This window comes from Pseudomonas sp. E141 (assembly GCF_052659885.1).
This window is the reverse complement of sequence record NZ_CP084024.1, coordinates 5123867-5146087: the sequence shown is the minus strand read 5'-3', so window position 1 is coordinate 5146087 and position 22221 is coordinate 5123867. Positions and strand designations below refer to the sequence as shown.

The 22221-nt window shown below is 55.2% G+C and carries 19 protein-coding genes, 6 tRNA genes and 3 rRNA genes; 21 read left to right on the top strand and 7 right to left on the bottom strand.

Annotated elements, in window-relative coordinates; all coding sequences use genetic code 11:
* Positions 1-40: 40 nt before the first annotated feature.
* The 5 genes from GKKCFE_RS23075 to hemJ form a co-directional block, all read right to left on the bottom strand.
* Entirely contained in the window at positions 41-379 is a 339-nt protein-coding gene (locus GKKCFE_RS23075; protein WP_003316306.1) for a histidine triad nucleotide-binding protein, read from the bottom strand.
* An 82-nt stretch (positions 380-461) separates the two neighbouring features.
* A complete protein-coding gene (locus tag GKKCFE_RS23070; protein ID WP_047228046.1) occupies positions 462-1250 on the bottom strand; it encodes an SDR family NAD(P)-dependent oxidoreductase in 789 nt (262 codons plus the stop codon).
* A 62-nt stretch (positions 1251-1312) separates the two neighbouring features.
* The gene (locus GKKCFE_RS23065) at positions 1313-2269 is read right to left on the bottom strand and encodes a DUF805 domain-containing protein (protein WP_274090705.1); all 957 of its coding nucleotides are present in this window, start codon (positions 2267-2269) and stop codon (positions 1313-1315) included.
* 52 nt (positions 2270-2321) lie between these two features.
* The gene (locus tag GKKCFE_RS23060) at positions 2322-3290 is read right to left on the bottom strand and encodes an NAD(P)H-dependent flavin oxidoreductase (protein ID WP_107322991.1); all 969 of its coding nucleotides are present in this window, start codon (positions 3288-3290) and stop codon (positions 2322-2324) included.
* Between the two features lie 36 nt (positions 3291-3326).
* The gene (hemJ, locus tag GKKCFE_RS23055; protein ID WP_092455622.1) at positions 3327-3758 is read right to left on the bottom strand and encodes a protoporphyrinogen oxidase HemJ; all 432 of its coding nucleotides are present in this window, start codon (positions 3756-3758) and stop codon (positions 3327-3329) included.
* 134 nt (positions 3759-3892) lie between these two features.
* Between hemJ and argC the strand changes: the two genes are divergently transcribed.
* Positions 3893-4927, top strand: coding sequence for an N-acetyl-gamma-glutamyl-phosphate reductase (gene argC, locus GKKCFE_RS23050; RefSeq protein ID WP_445577127.1), 1035 nt, complete (start codon positions 3893-3895; stop codon positions 4925-4927).
* 155 nt (positions 4928-5082) lie between these two features.
* Positions 5083-5433, top strand: a complete 351-nt coding sequence (gene erpA, locus GKKCFE_RS23045; RefSeq protein WP_003206114.1) for an iron-sulfur cluster insertion protein ErpA — start codon at positions 5083-5085, stop codon at positions 5431-5433.
* A 68-nt stretch (positions 5434-5501) separates the two neighbouring features.
* Here the strand turns inward: erpA and GKKCFE_RS23040 are convergent, their stop codons facing one another.
* Both GKKCFE_RS23040 and GKKCFE_RS23035 read right to left on the bottom strand, forming a co-directional pair.
* Entirely contained in the window at positions 5502-6593 is a 1092-nt protein-coding gene (locus GKKCFE_RS23040; RefSeq protein WP_047228041.1) for an anhydro-N-acetylmuramic acid kinase, read from the bottom strand.
* 3 nt (positions 6594-6596) lie between these two features.
* The gene (locus GKKCFE_RS23035) at positions 6597-8009 is read right to left on the bottom strand and encodes a peptidoglycan DD-metalloendopeptidase family protein (protein WP_188251797.1); all 1413 of its coding nucleotides are present in this window, start codon (positions 8007-8009) and stop codon (positions 6597-6599) included.
* Between the two features lie 210 nt (positions 8010-8219).
* Here GKKCFE_RS23035 and tyrS point away from each other — a divergent pair, with 210 nt between their 5' ends.
* The 19 genes from tyrS to rplJ all read left to right on the top strand — a co-directional run bounded on the left by tyrS (position 8220) and on the right by rplJ (position 22178).
* On the top strand, positions 8220-9419 hold the full coding sequence (gene tyrS, locus GKKCFE_RS23030) for a tyrosine--tRNA ligase (RefSeq protein ID WP_076383442.1): 1200 nt from the start codon (positions 8220-8222) through the stop codon (positions 9417-9419).
* Positions 9420-9969: 550 nt separating this feature from the next.
* A 16S ribosomal RNA gene (locus GKKCFE_RS23025) occupies positions 9970-11506 on the top strand.
* Positions 11507-11571: 65 nt separating this feature from the next.
* Positions 11572-11648 (top strand) — tRNA-Ile (locus GKKCFE_RS23020).
* Positions 11649-11675: 27 nt separating this feature from the next.
* A tRNA-Ala gene (locus tag GKKCFE_RS23015) sits at positions 11676-11751 on the top strand.
* Between the two features lie 247 nt (positions 11752-11998).
* Positions 11999-14890 (top strand): 23S ribosomal RNA (locus GKKCFE_RS23010).
* A gap of 150 nt (positions 14891-15040) precedes the next feature.
* A 5S ribosomal RNA gene (gene rrf, locus GKKCFE_RS23005) occupies positions 15041-15156 on the top strand.
* Together the 16S, 23S and 5S rRNA genes with 2 tRNA genes alongside form the textbook arrangement of a ribosomal RNA operon.
* 132 nt (positions 15157-15288) lie before the next feature.
* Complete coding sequence (gene birA, locus GKKCFE_RS23000; protein WP_047230554.1) at positions 15289-16245, top strand: bifunctional biotin--[acetyl-CoA-carboxylase] ligase/biotin operon repressor BirA; 957 nt, start codon at positions 15289-15291, stop codon at positions 16243-16245.
* Entirely contained in the window at positions 16235-16984 is a 750-nt protein-coding gene (locus GKKCFE_RS22995) for a pantothenate kinase (protein ID WP_445577126.1), read from the top strand. The genes birA and GKKCFE_RS22995 overlap by 11 nt, the downstream gene beginning before the upstream one ends.
* Positions 16985-16991: 7 nt before the next feature.
* Positions 16992-17444 (top strand): hypothetical protein, encoded by a 453-nt coding sequence (locus tag GKKCFE_RS22990; RefSeq protein WP_445577125.1) that lies wholly within the window; start codon positions 16992-16994, stop codon positions 17442-17444.
* A 142-nt stretch (positions 17445-17586) separates the two neighbouring features.
* Positions 17587-17671 (top strand) — tRNA-Tyr (locus tag GKKCFE_RS22985).
* Between the two features lie 24 nt (positions 17672-17695).
* Positions 17696-17769 (top strand) — tRNA-Gly (locus GKKCFE_RS22980).
* Positions 17770-17795: 26 nt separating this feature from the next.
* Positions 17796-17871, top strand: a tRNA-Thr gene (locus tag GKKCFE_RS22975).
* Positions 17872-17955: 84 nt separating this feature from the next.
* A complete protein-coding gene (gene tuf, locus GKKCFE_RS22970; RefSeq protein ID WP_003186103.1) occupies positions 17956-19149 on the top strand; it encodes an elongation factor Tu in 1194 nt (397 codons plus the stop codon).
* A gap of 53 nt (positions 19150-19202) precedes the next feature.
* Positions 19203-19278, top strand: a tRNA-Trp gene (locus GKKCFE_RS22965).
* A 45-nt stretch (positions 19279-19323) separates the two neighbouring features.
* Positions 19324-19692 (top strand): preprotein translocase subunit SecE, encoded by a 369-nt coding sequence (secE, locus tag GKKCFE_RS22960; protein WP_003186101.1) that lies wholly within the window; start codon positions 19324-19326, stop codon positions 19690-19692.
* A 9-nt stretch (positions 19693-19701) separates the two neighbouring features.
* A complete protein-coding gene (nusG, locus tag GKKCFE_RS22955; protein ID WP_003186097.1) occupies positions 19702-20235 on the top strand; it encodes a transcription termination/antitermination protein NusG in 534 nt (177 codons plus the stop codon).
* A 117-nt stretch (positions 20236-20352) separates the two neighbouring features.
* Positions 20353-20784 carry a 50S ribosomal protein L11 gene (gene rplK, locus GKKCFE_RS22950; protein ID WP_003176435.1) on the top strand — a complete coding sequence of 144 codons (432 nt, stop codon included), beginning with the start codon at positions 20353-20355 and terminating at the stop codon, positions 20782-20784.
* A complete protein-coding gene (gene rplA / locus GKKCFE_RS22945; RefSeq protein ID WP_003186095.1) occupies positions 20784-21479 on the top strand; it encodes a 50S ribosomal protein L1 in 696 nt (231 codons plus the stop codon). The genes rplK and rplA overlap by 1 nt, the downstream gene beginning before the upstream one ends.
* 198 nt (positions 21480-21677) lie before the next feature.
* A complete protein-coding gene (rplJ, locus tag GKKCFE_RS22940; protein ID WP_047230484.1) occupies positions 21678-22178 on the top strand; it encodes a 50S ribosomal protein L10 in 501 nt (166 codons plus the stop codon).
* The last annotated feature ends 43 nt before the right edge of the window (positions 22179-22221 follow it).

Sequence of the window (22221 nt, the reverse complement as noted above, 5' to 3'; positions counted from 1 at the left end):
AACTCAATCGGCCGCTCAGGATTTGCGTTGGGTCAGGGTATCAACCCGGCGGCCAGTTCATCTGGCGCTGCCCAAGCACATGCATATGAATGTGATAGACGGTCTGTCCCCCAAGTTCATTGCAGTTCATCACCACACGAAAACCTTCTTCGCAGCCCAGTTCAAGCGCCAGGCGCTGGGCAGTGAACAGGATATGCCCGGCCAAGCCTTTGTCTTCTTCGGTCAGATCATTGAGCGTGCGGATCGGTTTCTTTGGGATGACCAGGAAATGCACAGGTGCTTGTGGGGCGATGTCGTGGAACGCCAGAACTTGATCATCTTCGTAAATGATCTTGGCCGGAATCTCCCGGTTGATGATCTTGGTAAACAGAGTATCCACAGCTGTTTCTCCATTGGGTTAGTCGAGCTTGAGTGTACTTAAGGCGCGATTGGCGAGCCCGGGTTTTCACGGCAAAAGGCATTCAGCGGGGGCAGCAGGCCTTGTTGGTCATGCCGGCAATCGTGCGAACCAGCCATCGCGGGCCCAGCCGCGGCAACGCTGCCAGCCAGCGATTGCGGCGCCCAGGAATGATGATCGCCCGGTTTTTTTCCAGTGCGCGCACGGCATACAGCGCGACTTCCTCCGGGCTCATCAGGGTTTGACTGTCGTTGAATTTCTGTTCATTGAGCTGCGCCCGGGCGAAAAAGCCGGTTCGTGTCGGGCCAGGGCAAAGCACCGATACCTTTATTGCGCTTTTTTTCAGCTCGACCCGCAGGGCTTCGGAGAAATGCAGCACGTAAGCCTTGCTGGCGTGATAGGTGCTCATCCAGGGGCCAGGCTGGAACGCGGCGATCGATGCAACGTTCAGGATCTGGCCACCGCCCTGCAGCGCCATGCTGTTGCCCACCGAGTGACAGAGCCGCGTCAAGGCGAGGATGTTGACTTCGATCAGGTCCTGCTCGGTCATCCAGTCCTGGCCCAGGAACGGCCCGCTGGTGCCGATACCGGCACAATTGACCAGCAGGTCGATCTGTCGCTCGCCTTCTTCCAGCTCGAGCAGAAAGCCTGAAAGCCTCAGCGGTTCTCCCAGGTCACAGGCCCGGAACAACACCTCCACGCCAAAACGCTGAGTCAGTTCGATTGCAATACTTTCCAGCCGATCACGCTGTCGAGCCACCAATATCAGGTCGCGACCGCGGCGGGCGAGTGCTTCGGCCATTGCCAGGCCAATGCCACTGGAGGCGCCAGTGATCAGAGCGTAACGGGTCATGCAGTTCTCCATCGCAACGGCCCGTCACCAGTGTACTGAGCTGTCACCGGCACGAAGCGCGCTTATTGTTCCTCTTCATAGTCTACAGAAGGCGCAGCAGGCTCGGCTGCTTCGACGGCTGGTTCTGCAGTGTCTTCATCAATGAGCTCGCTGCTCTCATAGCTGCTCAAGGAACTGCTGTCGTATTCCTCTGTGATGCCGCTGAATGCACCGGCCATTGCGGCAAGGAAAGCCACCACGATCATGACAATCCACAGTGACGAAAGTACCTTGACCGCAGTGCTGTTGGGCGGCGGCGGGGGGCCATAGCGATTGGCGCCGGTGTTGCCGGGCAAGGCCATGAGTACGAAGGGGAAGACACTGCCCACGAACGGCACCAGGTTGAGCAGCCACAACCACCCGGACCAACCCAGGTCGTGCAGGCGCTGGACGCTGAACTGGATGCTTACATAAGCAAAGCCCAGTGCGATGATCAGTCCCAGCAGGCCGCCGACGATCATTGCCGCCGTGGAGCTGGAGGCGAGGATCCAGGTCAAGCCCAATGAAAAGGCTGTGCCCACCACAAACAGCATGACCAGCGTCAAGGCCATGGTCCAGCCCAGGAAGCGCAGCCGTCCGATGCGCCCATCGAAGCTGAAGGGCTTGAGCGTGCTGTACTCGGCCATTGCTTCACCCACCTCGGCTCGGGGTGGCGCGTAGGGCGATACCGGGTCGATGATTGAGTCCGGGTGGCGTCCGTTCGACGTCGGCGAATGCTGTACCTCGTCCAGGTTCAGTTCGAGGGAAGGTTCGGCTTCGATTCGCGCATCGATCCCGCTCTTGTTGAGAGCCTCCAGGTACTTCTGCGCTTCGGCCTGGGACAGGTTGCTTTTAAGCGCCACCTTGCGCCCGCTGAACAACCGCTCAATGGCACTGACATCGCTTTTGAACAGTTCAGCCAGGTTGAGCTTGGCTGTGGTGGTTTCGACACCCGGCAGCAGGGCTCCATCAAATACGATATTGAAACGGGTTTCGCTCATGCCAGGCATCCTTGTCTCATAAGGTTAAGCAATGGTTTTGATCCGGTTGATTTCAGCGGGGCCATTGGCCGCCGAGTTGTGTCGCGCGGGCCAGCGCTTGCCGGTACTCTTCATCCAGGCGTGCCACTAGCTGATCGACACTGGGCAGATCATGGATTTCACCCACGCCCTGGCCTGCGGACCATACGGTTTTCCAGGCCTTGGCTTCGTCGTTCAGCGGCTTGAGTTTGGAACCGAAATCCACTTCGCCCTTGCCCTGCAGGGCGGCCAGGTCGAAACCGGCGTTTTCCAGGCTCTGGCGCATGAAGCTGGCCGGCACTCCTGACACCGCAGGAGTATGCACGATGTCTGCGGCTCTGGATGTGAGCAACATCTCCTTATAAGCGTCAGGCGCATGGCTTTCGGTCGTGCCGATGAAGCGTGTGCCGAAGTAGGCCAAATCCGCGCCAAGCAGTTGGGCGGCCAGAATCTGATGGCCGTGGTTCAGACATCCCGCAAGCAGCAGGGTTTTGTCGAAGAACTGGCGGATTTCGGCGACCAGTGAGAAAGGGCTCCAGGTCCCGGCGTGGCCACCTGCGCCGGCGGCGACCGCTATCAAGCCGTCGACACCGGCTTGGGCAGCTTTCTCGGCATGACGGCGCGTGGTGACATCGTGGAATACCAGCCCACCATAGCTGTGAACCGCATCCACCAGTTCTTTCACGGCGCCCAGGCTGGTGATGACAATCGGCACCTGATGTTCGATGCAGATGGCCAGGTCGGCCTGAAGCCGTGGGTTGCTATGATGGACGATCAGGTTCACGGCATAGGGTGCCGGGTTTTCCATTGTTGCCAGGCCCGCTTCGATTTCTTCCAGCCAAGCCTTGAAACCACTGCTTTCGCGCTGGTTCAGCGCCGGAAAGCTGCCGACGATTCCGTTGCGGCAGCAGGCCAGTACCAGCTGTGGATTGGAAATCAGAAACATCGGCGCTGCCACGACGGGCAGGCGCAAACGTTGTTCAAGCAGAGCGGGCAGCGACATCGGAAGTACCCCGGATAAGGTGGTGCTGATTGAAAGTTAGAACGGCCGAACCACGACCAGAATTACGATAGCCAGCAATATCAGAACCGGCACTTCATTGAACCAGCGATAAAAGACATGGCTGCGGGTGTTTTCGCCACGGGCGAAGCGCTTCAATTGCGCGCCGCACATATGGTGATAGCCGATCAGCAATACCACCAGGGTCAGCTTGGCGTGCATCCAGCCGCCTTGAGTGAAGTAGGCACTAGCGTTGAGACTCAGCAGCCAGATGCCGAATACGAGGGTGGCGATCATCGCCGGCCCCATGATGCCGCGATACAGCTTGCGCTCCATGACGATGAAGCGTTCTTTACTGACGCTGTCTTCGCTTTGGGCGTGATAGACGAACAGGCGAGGCAGGTAGAACAGGCCGGCGAACCAGCAGACCATGCTGACGATATGAAGTGCTTTGAGCCATAGATAGAGCATTTTTTTGTATTCCCAGATTCACGGTAGCCCGATAGTAGAGGCTAGAGCGGCCACACGTCACCTTGGCGGTTGTCGCCGGGCCGCGCGGCCCCTATCATCGACAGCTTTCCAGTGGGTTCGTTGAGGGCAGGTATATGGTCAAGGTCGGTATCGTCGGCGGCACGGGTTACACCGGTGTCGAACTGCTGCGTCTGTTGGCACAGCATCCGCAGGCTGAGGTGGTGGTCATTACCTCCCGATCCGAGGCTGGACTGGCCGTCGCCGACATGTATCCGAACCTGCGGGGCCATTACGACGGCCTGGCGTTCAGCGTTCCGGACATCAAGACCCTCGGGGCCTGTGATGTGGTGTTCTTCGCCACGCCTCACGGTGTTGCCCATGCCCTGGCAGGCGAACTGCTGGCCGCCGGGACCAAGGTCATCGACCTGTCGGCAGATTTCCGTCTGCAGGACGCTGAAGAGTGGGCCAAATGGTACGGTCAGCCACACGGTGCGCCAGATCTGCTGGACGAGGCGGTCTACGGCCTGCCGGAAATCAATCGCGAGAAAATCCGGCAGGCACGGTTGATCGCTGTCCCGGGCTGCTATCCAACGGCAACGCAACTGGGTTTCCTGCCGCTGCTCGAGGCGGGGCTTGCTGATGCGTCGCGTCTGATCGCCGACTGCAAGTCGGGTGTCAGCGGTGCCGGCCGTGGTGCCAGTGTCGGCTCGTTGTACTCCGAGACGTCGGAAAGCATGAAGGCGTATGCCGTCAAAGGCCACCGTCATCTGCCGGAAATCCGCCAGGGGCTGCGTCGCGCGGCAGGCAAGGATGTCGGCCTGACTTTTGTGCCGCACCTGACGCCGATGATTCGGGGCATTCACTCCACGCTGTACGCAACCGTCGTCGACCGTTCCGTAGACCTGCAAGCGTTGTTCGAGAAGCGTTACGCCAACGAACCGTTCGTCGATGTGATGCCGGCTGGCAGCCACCCTGAAACTCGTAGCGTACGCGGCGCTAACGTTTGCCGGATCGCGGTGCATCGCCCACAGGATGGCGATCTGGTAGTGGTGTTGTCGGTCATCGATAATCTGGTCAAAGGCGCGTCCGGCCAGGCTGTGCAGAACTTGAACATCCTGTTCGGGCTGGATGAGCGTCTGGGTCTGTTCCACGCTGGGATGTTGCCTTAACTCCAATCTGAGGCTGCAAGCTTGAAGCGCCAGGCTTGCAGCTCATAACGTGTAGTTTGCGCCTGCCTCTCAAATAGTTGACCGATTTTCTAGGAGAAGCGGATAATGCGCGTCATCACGCATTATGGCGGCGTAAGCGCCGGGAGATATTCAGCATGAGCGTCGAAACCTTCACCCCCACGGCTTTGCAATTCACCCACGGTGCCGCGCACAAGGTGAAGAGCCTGGTCGATGAGGAGGGGAATGATCGTTTAAAGCTGCGCGTTTTTGTGACGGGCGGCGGTTGTTCGGGTTTTCAATACGGCTTCACTTTCGATGAGGAAGTGGCTGATGACGACACCATCGTCGAACGCGAAGGTGTCAGCCTCGTGGTCGATCCGATGAGCTTCCAGTACCTGGCGGGTGCTGAGGTGGATTATCAGGAAGGGCTGGAAGGGTCGCGCTTCGTCATCAAGAACCCTAACGCCACCACAACCTGTGGGTGCGGTTCTTCGTTTTCGATCTGAGGCTTTAAATAAGAACGCCGCAGCGCCTTACGGCTCTGCGGCGTTTTGCTGTGCGGCGAAAAATGGATTCAGGCGGGATAGATTGCGCCGAGTATGCGCAAACCCCGTGCGCCGGTGACACTTGGGCGATTCGCTGAAATGCCTTCAAGGCAGCAATGGGCCAGCCAGGCAAAGGCCATGGCTTCGACCCAATCCGGGTCTACACCGTAAGTGGCCGTGCTGCTGACTTGGGTGTTTGGCAGTAAGTCGGCCAGCCGCTTCATGAGTGTGCGGTTGTGCGCGCCGCCGCCGCAAACCAGCAGCTCTTGAGTGTTGGTCTGGGCATTCTGCAGTGAGTGGACGATGGTCAGGGCCGTCAGTTCGAGTAGCGTTGCCTGCACGTCTTCAGGGGCGAAGACCGGTAGGTGCGACAGGTGCTGGGTCAGCCAGGACAGGTTGAACACTTCGCGCCCTGTGCTTTTAGGGCCTTGAGTGACAAAGAAAGGGTCGCCAAGCAGAGCCTTTAGCAGAGCCGGTTCGACTTTTCCGCTGGCAGCCCACAGACCATCGCGATCAAAGTGCTCGCCCCGTTGCTGATGTATCCAGGCGTCCAGCAATACGTTGCCAGGGCCGCAATCGAAACCGGCTACCGGCTTTTCGGGTTCTATCAGGCTGAGATTGCTGAAGCCGCCGATATTCAGCACGGCACGATTGCCGGCCCGTTCTTCAAACAGTGCTTCGTGAAACGCAGGAACCAGCGGGGCGCCTTGTCCGCCAGCAGCAACATCGCGACTGCGAAAATCGCTGACGACGGCAATGCCGGTCAATTCGCTCAACAATGCGGGGTTGCCGATCTGCACGGTAAAGCCACGGGCCGGCTCGTGTCGAATGGTCTGACCATGACTACCGATTGCCCGGATACCTTCAGGTTTGAGCTTCTGTGCGTCGAGCAGCGTGTGGACGCCCTGCGCAGCCAGCCTTACCCAGTTTTGTTGGGCAATGGCTGAGCGAGCGATCTCATCGGGCCCGCTGCTGCATAACTCGAGCATTTCGGTGCGCAGGGAGGCGGGCATGGGGATGTAGTGCGTGGCGATCAACTTGATCGCCGGAGTCAGTTCGATCAGCGCGATATCCAGTCCATCCAGGCTGGTGCCAGACATCACGCCGATATAGTGCGCCATGGTTTAGCGCTTGCTTGAGGCGAGCATGGTGGCTTTTTCCTGGTCCATGCGAGCCATCAAGGGTTGGCTCTGAGCCAGGAAGCGTGAGCGCTCGGACTTGGCAATCGGATCGGCCATGGGGAGCTTCTGGCCCAGCGGATCAACGTGGACGCCGTTGACCTGGAATTCATAATGCAAATGCGGCCCGGTGGACAGACCGGTAGTGCCAATATAGCCAATCACCTGGCCTTGCTTGACGCTGCCGCCGGTTTTCACGCCTTTGGCGAAGCCCTGCATATGGCCATACAGTGTACGGTAAGTGTTGCCGTGCTGGATGATCACGGTGTTGCCATAGCCACCCCGGCGTCCGGCCAACAGCACTTTGCCGTCTCCGGCGGCCTTGATTGGGGTGCCGCGGGGAGCTGCGTAGTCGACGCCTTTATGGGCGCGGATCTTGTTCAGGATGGGATGTTTGCGGCCTACGGAGAATCTTGAGCTGATGCGGGCGAAATCAACCGGCGTACGGATAAATGCCTTGCGCATGCTGTTGCCGTCGGCAGTGTAATAGCTGCTGTTGCCTTGTTTGTTGGTGTAGCGCACCGCCGTGTAGGTCTTGCCGCGATTGGTGAAGCGGGCGGAAAGAATAGGGCCGTTGCCGACGCTTTTTCCGTTGACCATTTTCTGTTCGTAAATGACGTCGAACTCGTCGCCCTGACGAATATCCTGAGCGAAGTCGATGTCGTAGCCAAACACGCTGGCCATATCCATTGTCAGGCTATGGGAAAGGCCGGCGCGTGCGGCCGATTGCGACAATGAGCTGTTAATGACGCCATGAGCATAGGCTGAGCGCACGGTTGGTTTGGTGATGACGCGGTTGAACGCATAACCCTTGTCGTTTTTGCTCAGGGTGATGCTTTCCAGGTCACTTAGTTTGGTATGCAGGCTGGTCAGTTGTCCGTCTGGGCTGAGTTCGAACTCGAGTTTCTGACCCCTCTGGAGCCGAGCGAACTGTTTGGCTTTCTTGTCGCTGGCCAGGATCTCGTGGACCAGGGTCGACGGCAGCCCAACCTTTTCGAAGAGAGTGGAGAGCGTGTCGCCTTTGGCAACTATGACCTCATGGTGGCCCGGGTCTTTCTTTTCTTCGATCGCAGGCTCCGCTTGGGCGGACGCGGGCGTGTCTTCAGCGTTGTTTTCGATCTGCGCGAAGGGGGAGGCTGCGGCCTCGTTTGTGGCTTGGACGGCTTCGGCAGCGTCTTGATCTTGTGTCAGTTGTTCAGCAGGGCTTTCCAGTTCGAGACTCAGGGTCGTCTTTTTGGCTTCAACATCGCTGGAGGGAAACACCAGGAGCGCCAGGCTAAGAAGGGCGGCAATACCACTTGCAGCGAGCAGGTGGGTCTTGGGGTAAAGCGGCGGCGCTTTGGATGGTTCTGTGGTCATAGGTAATTTGACTTTTGAAGAGATGAATTGGAAAAGATGAATGACATGATGAAGATGAAATAACTGTATAAAATATAACCAAATCACCTGCGAAGCAAGCCCGCGGACACTCTGCCCGTGGATTGGTGTCCGCGCACCCGGCAAACCTTGTATTTGGTGCGCGATCTTGTATGGTTGGGTCCCTTTGAATCTGAGCCTTGCGGGTCTGTTATGAAGTCGGTTGAAGAGCAGCTAGCGCTGATCAAGCGTGGTGCAGAAGAGTTGTTGGTCGAGTCCGAGCTGATTGAAAAGCTCAAGCGTGGGCAGCCGCTGCGTATCAAGGCTGGTTTCGACCCGACGGCACCCGATCTGCACCTGGGTCATACCGTGCTTATTAATAAGCTGCGTCAGTTCCAGGACCTGGGGCATCAGGTCATCTTCCTGATAGGTGACTTCACTGGGATGATCGGCGATCCGAGTGGTAAGAGCGCAACGCGCCCACCGCTGACGCGCGAGCAGGTTCTTGATAATGCCGAGACCTACAAGACTCAGGTCTTCAAGATTCTTGATCCGGCCAAGACCGAAGTCGCTTTCAACTCCACCTGGATGGATCAGATGGGGCCGGCGGATTTCATTCGCCTGACCTCCCAATACACCGTGGCTCGTATGCTCGAGCGCGATGATTTTGACAAGCGCTATAAAACCAGTCAGCCGATCGCCATTCATGAATTCCTCTATCCGCTTGTTCAGGGCTATGACTCGGTGGCGTTGCGTGCTGACGTCGAGCTCGGCGGTACGGATCAAAAGTTCAACCTGCTGATGGGGCGCGAGCTTCAGCGTGGTTATGGTCAGGAAGCCCAGTGCATTCTGACCATGCCTTTGCTGGAGGGGTTGGATGGTGTGAAGAAGATGTCCAAGTCGTTGGGTAACTATGTGGGTATCCAGGAAGCGCCGGGTGTTATGTACGGCAAGCTGGTTTCCATTCCTGACGTGCTTATGTGGCGTTACTTCGAATTGCTCAGCTTCCGTTCCATGGATGAGATCAACGCATTCCGTGCGGATGTTGAGGCTGGGGCAAATCCGCGGGACATCAAGATCAAGCTGGCTGAGGAGATTGTCGCCCGTTTCCATGGTGAGGAAGCTGCGGCCAATGCTCATCGTGCGGCGGGCAACCGGATGAAGGATGGCGAATTGCCGGATGATCTGCCTGAGATCGAATTGACTGCGGCCGAGGATATGCCGATTGCGGCCGTCCTTAATAAAGCAGGCTTGGTCAAGAATGCTGCGGCAGCGCGAGATCTTCTTGGTTCGGGCGGCGTGCGCATCGATGGTGAAGTGGTGGATCGCGCTTACATATATAAGCTGGGCGCTACCCATGTCTGTCAGGCTGGCAAGAAGGCTTTTGCACGTATCGTGCTGAAGCCGGAATAAAAGCCGAAATTAGTGCTTGACGGCAAATTCTGGAAGTCTATAATTCGCCCCACTTCCGGCGCAGTCGAAACGGAAAACTCCTTGAGTTTCAATGAGTTAAACGATTTTAGACAGCGCAGGGCTTCAGGTCATCGAAGCTTGGGAAGCAGTTGGTGGGGCGGTTTTTCTGGCTCCGTTAACGATTCGATCTTCTCGATCGAAAGCGTCAAAAAGAGGTGTTGACAGCAGCGAGTAACGCTGTAGAATTCGCCTCCCGCTAACGAGAGATCGGAAGCGCAAGTGGTTGAAGTTGCAGAGGAAACTTTGAAAACTTCTTAAAATAACCGCTTGACAGATACGCTGGGCGCTGTAGAATGCGCGCCTCGGTTGAGACGAAAGGCTCAACCCACCGCTCTTTAACAACTGAATCAAGCAATTCGTGTGGGTGCTTGTGGAGTCAGACTGCTAGTCAACAGATTATCAGCATCACAAGTTACTCCGCGAGAAATCAAAGATGTAACCAACGATTGCTGAGCCAAGTTTAGGGTTTTCTCAAAACCCAAAGATGTTTGAACTGAAGAGTTTGATCATGGCTCAGATTGAACGCTGGCGGCAGGCCTAACACATGCAAGTCGAGCGGTAGAGAGGTGCTTGCACCTCTTGAGAGCGGCGGACGGGTGAGTAAAGCCTAGGAATCTGCCTGGTAGTGGGGGATAACGCTCGGAAACGGACGCTAATACCGCATACGTCCTACGGGAGAAAGCAGGGGACCTTCGGGCCTTGCGCTATCAGATGAGCCTAGGTCGGATTAGCTAGTTGGTGAGGTAATGGCTCACCAAGGCGACGATCCGTAACTGGTCTGAGAGGATGATCAGTCACACTGGAACTGAGACACGGTCCAGACTCCTACGGGAGGCAGCAGTGGGGAATATTGGACAATGGGCGAAAGCCTGATCCAGCCATGCCGCGTGTGTGAAGAAGGTCTTCGGATTGTAAAGCACTTTAAGTTGGGAGGAAGGGCATTAACCTAATACGTTAGTGTTTTGACGTTACCGACAGAATAAGCACCGGCTAACTCTGTGCCAGCAGCCGCGGTAATACAGAGGGTGCAAGCGTTAATCGGAATTACTGGGCGTAAAGCGCGCGTAGGTGGTTCGTTAAGTTGGATGTGAAATCCCCGGGCTCAACCTGGGAACTGCATTCAAAACTGTCGAGCTAGAGTATGGTAGAGGGTGGTGGAATTTCCTGTGTAGCGGTGAAATGCGTAGATATAGGAAGGAACACCAGTGGCGAAGGCGACCACCTGGACTGATACTGACACTGAGGTGCGAAAGCGTGGGGAGCAAACAGGATTAGATACCCTGGTAGTCCACGCCGTAAACGATGTCAACTAGCCGTTGGGAGCCTTGAGCTCTTAGTGGCGCAGCTAACGCATTAAGTTGACCGCCTGGGGAGTACGGCCGCAAGGTTAAAACTCAAATGAATTGACGGGGGCCCGCACAAGCGGTGGAGCATGTGGTTTAATTCGAAGCAACGCGAAGAACCTTACCAGGCCTTGACATCCAATGAACTTTCCAGAGATGGATTGGTGCCTTCGGGAACATTGAGACAGGTGCTGCATGGCTGTCGTCAGCTCGTGTCGTGAGATGTTGGGTTAAGTCCCGTAACGAGCGCAACCCTTGTCCTTAGTTACCAGCACGTCATGGTGGGCACTCTAAGGAGACTGCCGGTGACAAACCGGAGGAAGGTGGGGATGACGTCAAGTCATCATGGCCCTTACGGCCTGGGCTACACACGTGCTACAATGGTCGGTACAGAGGGTTGCCAAGCCGCGAGGTGGAGCTAATCCCACAAAACCGATCGTAGTCCGGATCGCAGTCTGCAACTCGACTGCGTGAAGTCGGAATCGCTAGTAATCGCGAATCAGAATGTCGCGGTGAATACGTTCCCGGGCCTTGTACACACCGCCCGTCACACCATGGGAGTGGGTTGCACCAGAAGTAGCTAGTCTAACCTTCGGGGGGACGGTTACCACGGTGTGATTCATGACTGGGGTGAAGTCGTAACAAGGTAGCCGTAGGGGAACCTGCGGCTGGATCACCTCCTTAATCGACGACCGCAGCTGCTTCATGAGCTCCCACACGAATTGCTTGATTCATTGAAGAAGACGATTGGGTCTGTAGCTCAGTTGGTTAGAGCGCACCCCTGATAAGGGTGAGGTCGGCAGTTCGAATCTGCCCAGACCCACCAATTTCATGGTGTTCCCTGTAGAAATACGGGGCCATAGCTCAGCTGGGAGAGCGCCTGCCTTGCACGCAGGAGGTCAGCGGTTCGATCCCGCTTGGCTCCACCATTACAGATTGGCACCAACGTTTAAAGCTTAGAAATGAGCATTCCACCAAGACGGTGCTGAATGTTGATTTCTAGTCTTTTGATTAGATCGTTCTTTAAAAATTTGGGTATGTGATAGAAAGATAGACTGAACGTTACTTTCACTGGTAACGGATCAGGCTAAGGTAAAATTTGTGAGTGCTCTTAGAGCATGCGAATTTTCGGCGAATGTCGTCTTCACAGTATAACCAGATTGCTTGGGGTTATATGGTCAAGTGAAGAAGCGCATACGGTGGATGCCTTGGCAGTCAGAGGCGATGAAAGACGTGGTAGCCTGCGAAAAGCTTCGGGGAGTCGGCAAACAGACTTTGATCCGGAGATGTCTGAATGGGGGAACCCAGCCATCATAAGATGGTTATCTTGTACTGAATACATAGGTGCAAGAGGCGAACCAGGGGAACTGAAACATCTAAGTACCCTGAGGAAAAGAAATCAACCGAGATTCCCTTAGTAGTGGCGAGCGAACGGGGACTAGCCCTTAAGTGGCTTTGAGATTAGCGGAACGCTCTGGAAAGTGCGGCCATAGTGGGTGATAGCCCTGTACGCGAAAGTCTCTTAGTCATGAAATCGAGTAGGACGGAGCACGAGAAACTTTGTCTGAATATGGGGGGACCATCCTCCAAGGCTAAATACTACTGACTGACCGATAGTGAACTAGTACCGTGAGGGAAAGGCGAAAAGAACCCCGGAGAGGGGAGTGAAATAGATCCTGAAACCGTATGCGTACAAGCAGTGGGAGCCCACTTTGTTGGGTGACTGCGTACCTTTTGTATAATGGGTCAGCGACTTATTTTCAGTGGCGAGCTTAACCGAATAGGGGAGGCGTAGCGAAAGCGAGTCTTAATAGGGCGTCTAGTCGCTGGGAATAGACCCGAAACCGGGCGATCTATCCATGGGCAGGTTGAAGGTTGGGTAACACTAACTGGAGGACCGAACCGACTACCGTTGAAAAGTTAGCGGATGACCTGTGGATCGGAGTGAAAGGCTAATCAAGCTCGGAGATAGCTGGTTCTCCTCGAAAGCTATTTAGGTAGCGCCTCATGTATCACTGTAGGGGGTAGAGCACTGTTTCGGCTAGGGGGTCATCCCGACTTACCAAACCGATGCAAACTCCGAATACCTACAAGTGCCGAGCATGGGAGACACACGGCGGGTGCTAACGTCCGTCGTGAAAAGGGAAACAACCCAGACCGTCAGCTAAGGTCCCAAAGTTATGGTTAAGTGGGAAACGATGTGGGAAGGCTTAGACAGCTAGGAGGTTGGCTTAGAAGCAGCCACCCTTTAAAGAAAGCGTAATAGCTCACTAGTCGAGTCGGCCTGCGCGGAAGATGTAACGGGGCTCAAACCATACACCGAAGCTACGGGTATCACTTAGGTGATGCGGTAGAGGAGCGTTCTGTAAGCCTGTGAAGGTGAGTTGAGAAGCTTGCTGGAGGTATCAGAAGTGCGAATGCTGACATGAGTAACGACAATGGGTGTGAAAAACACCCACGCCGAAAGACCAAGGTTTCCTGCGCAACGTTAATCGACGCAGGGTTAGTCGGTCCCTAAGGCGAGGCTGAAAAGCGTAGTCGATGGAAAACAGGTTAATATTCCTGTACTTCTGGTTATTGCGATGGAGGGACGGAGAAGGCTAGGCCAGCTTGGCGTTGGTTGTCCAAGTTTAAGGTGGTAGGCTGAGATCTTAGGTAAATCCGGGATCTTAAGGCCGAGAGCTGATGACGAGTTACCCTTTGGGTGACGAAGTGGTTGATGCCATGCTTCCAAGAAAAGCTTCTAAGCTTCAGGTAACCAGGAACCGTACCCCAAACCGACACAGGTGGTTGGGTAGAGAATACCAAGGCGCTTGAGAGAACTCGGGTGAAGGAACTAGGCAAAATGGCACCGTAACTTCGGGAGAAGGTGCGCCGGTGAGGGTGAAGCACTTGCTGCGTAAGCCCACGCCGGTCGAAGATACCAGGCCGCTGCGACTGTTTATTAAAAACACAGCACTCTGCAAACACGAAAGTGGACGTATAGGGTGTGACGCCTGCCCGGTGCCGGAAGGTTAATTGATGGGGTTAGCTAACGCGAAGCTCTTGATCGAAGCCCCGGTAAACGGCGGCCGTAACTATAACGGTCCTAAGGTAGCGAAATTCCTTGTCGGGTAAGTTCCGACCTGCACGAATGGCGTAACGATGGCGGCGCTGTCTCCACCCGAGACTCAGTGAAATTGAAATCGCTGTGAAGATGCAGTGTATCCGCGGCTAGACGGAAAGACCCCGTGAACCTTTACTATAGCTTTGCACTGGACTTTGAATTTGCTTGTGTAGGATAGGTGGGAGGCTTTGAAGCGTGGACGCCAGTTCGCGTGGAGCCATCCTTGAAATACCACCCTGGCAACTTTGAGGTTCTAACTCAGGTCCGTTATCCGGATCGAGGACAGTGTATGGTGGGTAGTTTGACTGGGGCGGTCTCCTCCTAAAGAGTAACGGAGGAGTACGAAGGTGCGCTCAGACCGGTCGGAAATCGGTCGTAGAGTATAAAGGCAAAAGCGCGCTTGACTGCGAGACAGACACGTCGAGCAGGTACGAAAGTAGGTCTTAGTGATCCGGTGGTTCTGTATGGAAGGGCCATCGCTCAACGGATAAAAGGTACTCCGGGGATAACAGGCTGATACCGCCCAAGAGTTCATATCGACGGCGGTGTTTGGCACCTCGATGTCGGCTCATCACATCCTGGGGCTGAAGCCGGTCCCAAGGGTATGGCTGTTCGCCATTTAAAGTGGTACGCGAGCTGGGTTTAGAACGTCGTGAGACAGTTCGGTCCCTATCTGCCGTGGACGTTTGAGATTTGAGAGGGGCTGCTCCTAGTACGAGAGGACCGGAGTGGACGAACCTCTGGTGTTCCGGTTGTCACGCCAGTGGCATTGCCGGGTAGCTATGTTCGGAAAAGATAACCGCTGAAAGCATCTAAGCGGGAAACTTGCCTCAAGATGAGATCTCACTGGGACCTTGAGTCCCCTGAAGGGCCGTCGAAGACTACGACGTTGATAGGTGGGGTGTGTAAGCGCTGTGAGGCGTTGAGCTAACCCATACTAATTGCCCGTGAGGCTTGACCATATAACACCCAAGCAATTTGCTGACCCGATACAGGGCACCAGATTGCGGTGTGTGAAGACGCTATGAACCGAAAGTTCGCACAACACACAAATCTATCGCATACCCATTCGCTGGAACGTGACCGCAAGGCACGCGCTGGCTACCGAATTTCTTGACGACCATAGAGCATTGGAACCACCTGATCCCATCCCGAACTCAGCAGTGAAACGATGCATCGCCGATGGTAGTGTGGGGTTTCCCCATGTGAGAGTAGGTCATCGTCAAGATTAAATTCCGAAACCCCTATCTGCTGACGCAGGTAGGGGTTTTGTTTTGCCCGCAGGAAAGACCATTTGTGTTTCTATGCAACGGTCTTGCGCATCGCTATCATGCGGGCCTCATTATCAGGTGCAGTTTGCATGCTCACGTTGCTTAAACTTCTGAAAGATGGCCGCTTCCACTCGGGTCAGGCGCTGGGTACTGCGCTGGGTATCAGTCGTAGTGCTGTATGGAAGCAGTTGCAGCACCTGGAGGCGGAGTTAGGGCTATCTGTTCATAAGGTTCGAGGTAGAGGTTATCAGCTGGCTAAGCCGCTGCTGCTTTTGGACTCGGCTGAGATTAGCGCCAAAGAGTCCTGTGAGTGGCCCATCCATATATTTGACTCCATTGATTCGACCAACGCTGAAGCGCTTCGCGCCATAGAGCGTGGAATGGGCGCGCCATTTATGATTTTGGCCGAGCGACAGACAGCCGGTCGTGGTCGTCGTGGTCGCAAGTGGGTGAGTCCGTTTGCCGACAATCTTTACCACAGTCTGGTGCTGCGAATTGATGGTGGCATGCGCCAAATTGAGGGGCTCAGCCTGGTTGTGGGGCTTGCAGTTATGCACGCCTTGCATGATATGGGGATCGCGGGGGCTGGGCTGAAGTGGCCTAACGATGTCCTGGTAGGTGATAAGAAAATCGCGGGCATCTTGCTTGAATTGGTGGGGGATCCAGCAGACGTCTGCCACGTTGTCCTCGGCGTAGGGATTAATGTGAATATGCGGTCGACCGATGAGGTCGACCAGCAATGGACGTCCATGTGCCTTGAGGCGGGCAGGGATTTCGATCGAAACGAGCTGGTTGGACGGTTGGCCGCGAAGTTTCAGCATTACCTCAGGCTCCACCAGGTGTCGGGTTTCTCCGCGATCCAAGAGGAATGGGAGCGATACCATCTGTGGCAGGGGCGGAATGTTTCCCTGATTGCCGGTATCAACCAGGTTGACGGGGTTGTGATGGGCATTGATCGTCAGGGCGCGCTGCGTTTGAAGGTAGATGGCGTGGAAAAAATCTTTAGCGGTGGTGAGCTCAGTTTGAGGTTGCGTGATGATTCTTGAGCTCGATTGCGGCAATAGCTTTATCAAGTGGCGTGTCCTTGACTTCGATGGCGTAACACCGATCGAAGGAGGGGTGGTTGGTACCGATAGTGCCCTGCTGGCAAGCTTGAGTGACGCCGATAAATTTAAGCTCAAGAAATGCCGTCTCGTTAGCGTGAGGACTCCGCAAGAGACGGATTCGCTGGTTGCTCTGCTAATTGATGTTTTTGGAGTGTCTGTCTCACGCGCTGTGCCTGTTCGGGAGTTGGCCGGTGTTAAGAACGGTTACAACGATTACGAGCGGCTAGGGCTCGATCGATGGTTGGCTTTGCTTGGGGGCTTCCATCTTGCTTCGGGAGCCTGCCTGGTGCTCGATTTCGGTACGGCCGTTACAGCGGATTTCGTGGCCGCGGATGGTGAGCATTTAGGGGGGTTCATTTGTCCTGGTATGCCTTTGATGCGTAATCAGTTGCGCACTCATACCCGACGGATTCGCTATGACGATACGGCTGCCGAGCGGGCTCACGAGAGTCTCGCCCCTGGTCGTGCGACCGTTGAGGCGGTGGAGCGCGGTTGCATGCTCATGCTCAGAGGGTTTGTCCTGACTCAGCTTGAACTGGCTAAAGAATATTGGGGAAACGACTTCGTAGTATTTCTCACGGGGGGAGATGCCAATTTGGTATCCGGTGTTGTGCCTGATGCCAAGGTAGTGCCTGATCTGGTTTTTGTTGGTTTGGCGATGGCCTGTCCTTTGTCTTGAGGTTCCTATGCGGTGGCTTTTTCTGCTGTTGGTGGTTTTGAATGTCTTTTATTACGTCTGGCATCAACAGGAGGCTCCGCTTCGGGCAAAGGATGTGACTCCGTTGAGTTTGTATCGGGGCTCGCAGCAGGATATTCATCTCTTGAGCGAAACGGCAGATGCGCTTGTAAGGCGGGATTCAGGCAAATCTGCTGGCCGAGGCGCATGTGTTTATCTTGGTGGCTTCACCCGGATTGAAATGGCGCGCCAGCTGGAGCAGCGCCTCGCGGCATCCGGGATCGCGGCTCGCTCCATTGCGCAGGGCTCACCGAATCTGCCTGAGGGCGAAGGATTTTGGGTTCTGATTTCGCCAGATAGCGGGATGAAGGTGAATGAAATGTTGCTTCAAAACCTTTCTAAAGAATTCAATGAGTTAAAACATAAAATAATGCCCTGTGAGGGGGTTGCACCCGCAGGGTAGTTTGCATAGAATGGCGCCCGCTTCGCAGCGAAGGCCTTTAACGGCTAGCGCCACGAAGCAGCGTCAACGCAGCTAACCTCAGGTTTTTTATGAGAAAATGCTTGACAGAAGGCTGGCATGATATAGAATGCCGGCTCGCTTAGGAGGGGTTCCCGAGCGGCCAAAGGGATCAGACTGTAAATCTGACGTCTACGACTTCGAAGGTTCGAATCCTTCCCCCTCCACCAGTTTTAGCGTGAGCTGCAAGCTCCGCGGGTATAGTTTAGTGGTAGAACCTCAGCCTTCCAAGCTGATGATGCGGGTTCGATTCCCGCTACCCGCTCCAAGTTTGCAGGTTGTGCATAGTGTTTCGCTCTTGTAGCTCAGTTGGTAGAGCACACCCTTGGTAAGGGTGAGGTCAGCGGTTCAAATCCGCTCAAGAGCTCCATATAACAAGGCAGATATGAAAATATCTGCCTTTGTTTTAATGGTTTGTGTGACTTGCTAAATTCTTCTCCTAGGGGTGATTTCGATGGCTAAGGAAAAGTTCGAACGTAATAAGCCGCACGTCAACGTTGGTACTATTGGTCACGTCGACCACGGTAAAACCACGCTGACCGCTGCTCTGACCCGTGTCTGCTCCGAAGTTTTCGGTTCGGCCAAGGTTGACTTCGACAAGATCGACAGCGCCCCGGAAGAGAAAGCTCGCGGTATCACCATCAACACCGCTCACGTTGAATACGATTCGGCCGTGCGTCACTACGCACACGTTGACTGCCCAGGTCACGCCGACTACGTAAAAAACATGATCACTGGTGCTGCCCAGATGGACGGCGCGATCCTGGTTTGCTCGGCCGCGGATGGTCCGATGCCACAAACCCGTGAGCACATCCTGCTGTCCCGTCAGGTAGGCGTTCCGTACATCGTTGTCTTCCTGAACAAGGCTGACATGGTTGACGACGCTGAGCTGCTGGAGCTGGTTGAGATGGAAGTGCGCGATCTGCTGAGCACTTACGACTTCCCAGGTGATGACACTCCAATCATCATCGGTTCGGCTCTGATGGCTCTGAACGGCCAAGACGACAACGAAATGGGTACCACCGCTGTCAAGAAGCTGGTGGAAACTCTGGACAGCTACATCCCAGAGCCAGAGCGTGCTATCGACAAGCCGTTCCTGATGCCAATCGAAGACGTATTCTCGATCTCCGGTCGCGGTACTGTTGTGACTGGTCGTGTTGAGCGTGGCATCGTCCGCATCCAGGAAGAAGTTGAGATCGTCGGTCTGCGCGACACTCAGAAAACTACCTGCACCGGCGTTGAAATGTTCCGCAAGCTGCTCGACGAAGGTCGTGCTGGCGAGAACTGCGGCGTACTGCTGCGCGGCACCAAGCGTGACGACGTTGAGCGTGGCCAGGTTCTGGTCAAGCCAGGCACCGTCAAGCCGCACACCAAGTTCACTGCAGAAGTTTACGTTCTGAGCAAGGAAGAAGGCGGCCGTCATACTCCGTTCTTCAAAGGCTACCGTCCACAGTTCTACTTCCGTACAACTGACGTGACCGGTAACTGCGAGCTGCCAGAAGGCGTTGAAATGGTAATGCCAGGTGACAACATCCAGATGACTGTCACTCTGATCAAGACCATCGCGATGGAAGACGGTCTGCGTTTCGCTATCCGTGAAGGCGGTCGTACCGTCGGCGCTGGCGTCGTAGCCAAAGTCATCGAGTAAACAGTTGTAATGTCTTTTTCGGGCCGGCATAATGGTCGGCCTGATTTTGTTTTAGGTCAGTAGCTCAATTGGCAGAGCGACGGTCTCCAAAACCGTAGGTTGGGGGTTCGATTCCCTCCTGACCTGCCAGATTCACTTGGTGTATCTGGCTTTCTTTTCACAGGATCTTCATAGATGACTCCTAAAGCTGAAGCTCAAGGCTCTCGCTTCGATCTGCTCAAGTGGCTAGTGGTAGTCGCTTTGGTGGTTGTTGGCGTTGTTGGCAATCAGTATTACTCTGCTTCGCCGATCCTGTACCGTGTACTTGCATTGCTTGCTATCGCCGCTGTTGCTGCCTTTGTGGGGCTGCAAACGGCTAAGGGCAAGTCTTTTTTTGTACTCGCTAAGGAAGCCCGCACCGAGATTCGTAAAGTCGTATGGCCGACTCGCCAAGAAACCACGCAGACCACGTTGATCGTTGTGGCTGTTGTTCTGGTAATGGCGTTGCTGTTGTGGGGGCTCGATTCCCTGCTCGGCTGGCTTGTTTCCTTGATTGTTGGCTAAGGGTGTCCCGTGGCTAAGCGTTGGTACGTTGTGCATGCTTACTCGGGTTACGAGAAGCATGTCATGCGCTCGCTGGTAGAGCGCGTAAAGCTGGCTGGCATGGAAGATGGCTTTGGCGAGATTCTGGTCCCCACTGAAGAAGTGGTTGAGATGCGTAATGGCCAGAAGCGCAAAAGTGAACGCAAGTTCTTTCCAGGCTACGTGCTGGTACAGATGGATATGAACGAAGGGACTTGGCACTTGGTCAAGGATACCCCTCGGGTGATGGGCTTCATCGGCGGTACCGCTGACAAGCCTGCACCGATTACAGATAAAGAGGCAGAAGCGATTCTGCGTCGCGTCGCTGATGGTAGCGATAAGCCGAAGCCAAAAACGCTGTTTGAGCCAGGTGAAGTTGTTCGGGTCACTGATGGTCCATTCGCCGACTTTAATGGCACGGTTGAAGAAGTTAACTACGAAAAGAGCCGGATCCAAGTGGCTGTGCTCATTTTCGGTCGCTCTACTCCGGTAGAGCTAGAGTTCAGCCAGGTCGAAAAGGTCTGATTGAACAGGCATCCCAACCCCGCAGCCCTAGGCTGTGGGGTTTTGTCGTCACTGGGATAAACGCGCAAGTAACCGGGGAGCCTTTCGAGGCGCTAGAACCCGTAATTGGAGTGCCTCATGGCCAAGAAAATTACCGCTTACATCAAGCTGCAAGTGAAGGCCGCTCAGGCTAACCCAAGCCCACCTGTTGGTCCTGCCCTGGGTCAGCACGGCGTGAACATCATGGAATTCTGCAAGGCCTTCAACGCCCGTACTCAGGGTCTTGAGCCAGGTCTGCCAACTCCAGTGATCATCACTGTCTACAGCGACCGTAGCTTCACCTTCGAAACTAAAAGCACCCCTGCTTCGGTTCTGCTGAAGAAGGCTGCAGGTTTGACCAGCGGTTCCGCTCGTCCAAACACCGTTAAGGTTGGCACCGTTACCCGTGCCCAGCTGGAAGAAATCGCGAAAACCAAAAACGCGGATCTGACTGCAGCTGATATGGATGCAGCCGTGCGTACTATCGCCGGTTCTGCTCGTAGCATGGGCCTTAACGTGGAGGGTGTGTAATGGCTAAGCTGACCAAGCGTCAAAAGGCTATCGCCGGCAAAATCGAAGCAGGCAAGGCCTACAACTTTGTAGACGCCGCCGCTCTGCTGGCCGAGCTGTCGACTGTCAAGTTCAGCGAGTCGTTCGACGTTGCTGTAAACCTGGGTGTTGACCCGCGTAAATCCGACCAGGTCGTTCGTAGCGCTACCGTGCTGCCACACGGCACTGGCAAGACCGTTCGTGTAGCTGTTTTCACCCAGGGCCCAGCAGCTGAAGCTGCTCTGGCTGCTGGTGCTGACCGCGTAGGCATGGACGATCTGGCTGCTGAAATGAAAGGCGGCGACCTGAACTATGACGTAGTTATCGCATCCCCGGATGCCATGCGTGTTGTGGGTCAGTTGGGTCAGATCCTCGGTCCACGTGGTCTGATGCCTAACCCTAAAGTCGGCACCGTAACGCCAGACGTAGCTACCGCGGTTAAAAACGCCAAGGCTGGTCAGGTTCGTTATCGCACCGACAAGAACGGCATCATTCACACCTCCGTTGGCAAGATTGGCTTCGACGCCGTCAAGCTGAAGGAAAACGTAGAAGCCCTGATCGCTGATCTGAAGCGTATCAAGCCAGCTTCTTCGAAAGGCATCTACGTCAAGCGCGTTACCCTGAGCACCACTATGGGCCCAGGTCTGGTCATCGATCAGAGCTCGCTCGACGCGTAAGACTCAGATTGGCGCAAGCGATTGCGCCAATCGAAAAATTGGGGTCCCTGCCTGGCGGGGGCTGTCCAAGACCGTAGGCGACGCAAGTCTTAAACCACAAGCCTACGCAGATGGTGCTCCCGGTTCCTTACCGAATCAGACACCAAAACGACATTCGGTTTCGACCGAATGAAACGGTAACAAGCAGGAGTTAAACCCGTGGCAATTAATCTCGAAGACAAGAAGGCCATCGTCGCTGAAGTCAACGAGGCTGCCAAAGTCGCTCTGTCCGCTGTCGTGGCTGATGCCCGTGGCGTAACAGTAGGCGCAATGACCGGACTCCGTAAAGAGGCCCGTGAAGCTGGTGTTTACGTACGTGTCGTACGTAACACCCTGCTCAAGCGCGCAGTTGCTGACACTGAATACAGTGTTCTCAACGACGTGTTCACCGGCCCGACCCTGATCGCGTTCTCCAAAGATCATCCAGGCGCTGCTGCCCGTTTGTTCAAGGAATTCGCCAAGGGTCAGGACAAGTTCGAGATCAAGGCAGCTGCGTTCGAGGGCAAGTTCCTCGCAGCTAATCAGATCGATGTACTGGCAACACTGCCGACCCGCGACGAAGCCATTTCGCAGCTGATGAGCGTGATTCAAGGCGCTACCAGCAAGCTGGCTCGTACTCTGGCTGCAGTTCGCGAGCAAAAAGAAGCTGCCGCAGCCTAAGGCTGAGCACTTCCTCTCGCGCTTTTTTGTTTATTTCGATGGC

Excerpts from the sequence above, each read along its gene's own strand:
- hemJ (WP_092455622.1), bottom strand. The coding sequence starts at position 3,758 with ATGCTCTATCTATGGCTCAAAGCACTTCATATCGTCAGCATGGTCTGC.
- argC (WP_445577127.1), top strand. The coding sequence starts at position 3,893 with ATGGTCAAGGTCGGTATCGTCGGCGGCACGGGTTACACCGGTGTCGAA.
- GKKCFE_RS23035 (WP_188251797.1), bottom strand. The coding sequence starts at position 8,009 with ATGACCACAGAACCATCCAAAGCGCCGCCGCTTTACCCCAAGACCCAC.
- tyrS (WP_076383442.1), top strand. The coding sequence starts at position 8,220 with ATGAAGTCGGTTGAAGAGCAGCTAGCGCTGATCAAGCGTGGTGCAGAA.
- GKKCFE_RS23040 (WP_047228041.1), bottom strand. The coding sequence starts at position 6,593 with ATGGCGCACTATATCGGCGTGATGTCTGGCACCAGCCTGGATGGACTG.
- GKKCFE_RS23060 (WP_107322991.1), bottom strand. The coding sequence starts at position 3,290 with ATGTCGCTGCCCGCTCTGCTTGAACAACGTTTGCGCCTGCCCGTCGTG.
- GKKCFE_RS22990 (WP_445577125.1), top strand. The coding sequence starts at position 16,992 with ATGCGGTGGCTTTTTCTGCTGTTGGTGGTTTTGAATGTCTTTTATTAC.
- GKKCFE_RS23070 (WP_047228046.1), bottom strand. The coding sequence starts at position 1,250 with ATGACCCGTTACGCTCTGATCACTGGCGCCTCCAGTGGCATTGGCCTG.
- rplK (WP_003176435.1), top strand. The coding sequence starts at position 20,353 with ATGGCCAAGAAAATTACCGCTTACATCAAGCTGCAAGTGAAGGCCGCT.
- tuf (WP_003186103.1), top strand. The coding sequence starts at position 17,956 with ATGGCTAAGGAAAAGTTCGAACGTAATAAGCCGCACGTCAACGTTGGT.
- secE (WP_003186101.1), top strand. The coding sequence starts at position 19,324 with ATGACTCCTAAAGCTGAAGCTCAAGGCTCTCGCTTCGATCTGCTCAAG.
- GKKCFE_RS22995 (WP_445577126.1), top strand. The coding sequence starts at position 16,235 with ATGATTCTTGAGCTCGATTGCGGCAATAGCTTTATCAAGTGGCGTGTC.
- birA (WP_047230554.1), top strand. The coding sequence starts at position 15,289 with ATGCTCACGTTGCTTAAACTTCTGAAAGATGGCCGCTTCCACTCGGGT.
- rplA (WP_003186095.1), top strand. The coding sequence starts at position 20,784 with ATGGCTAAGCTGACCAAGCGTCAAAAGGCTATCGCCGGCAAAATCGAA.
- erpA (WP_003206114.1), top strand. The coding sequence starts at position 5,083 with ATGAGCGTCGAAACCTTCACCCCCACGGCTTTGCAATTCACCCACGGT.
- GKKCFE_RS23065 (WP_274090705.1), bottom strand. The coding sequence starts at position 2,269 with ATGAGCGAAACCCGTTTCAATATCGTATTTGATGGAGCCCTGCTGCCG.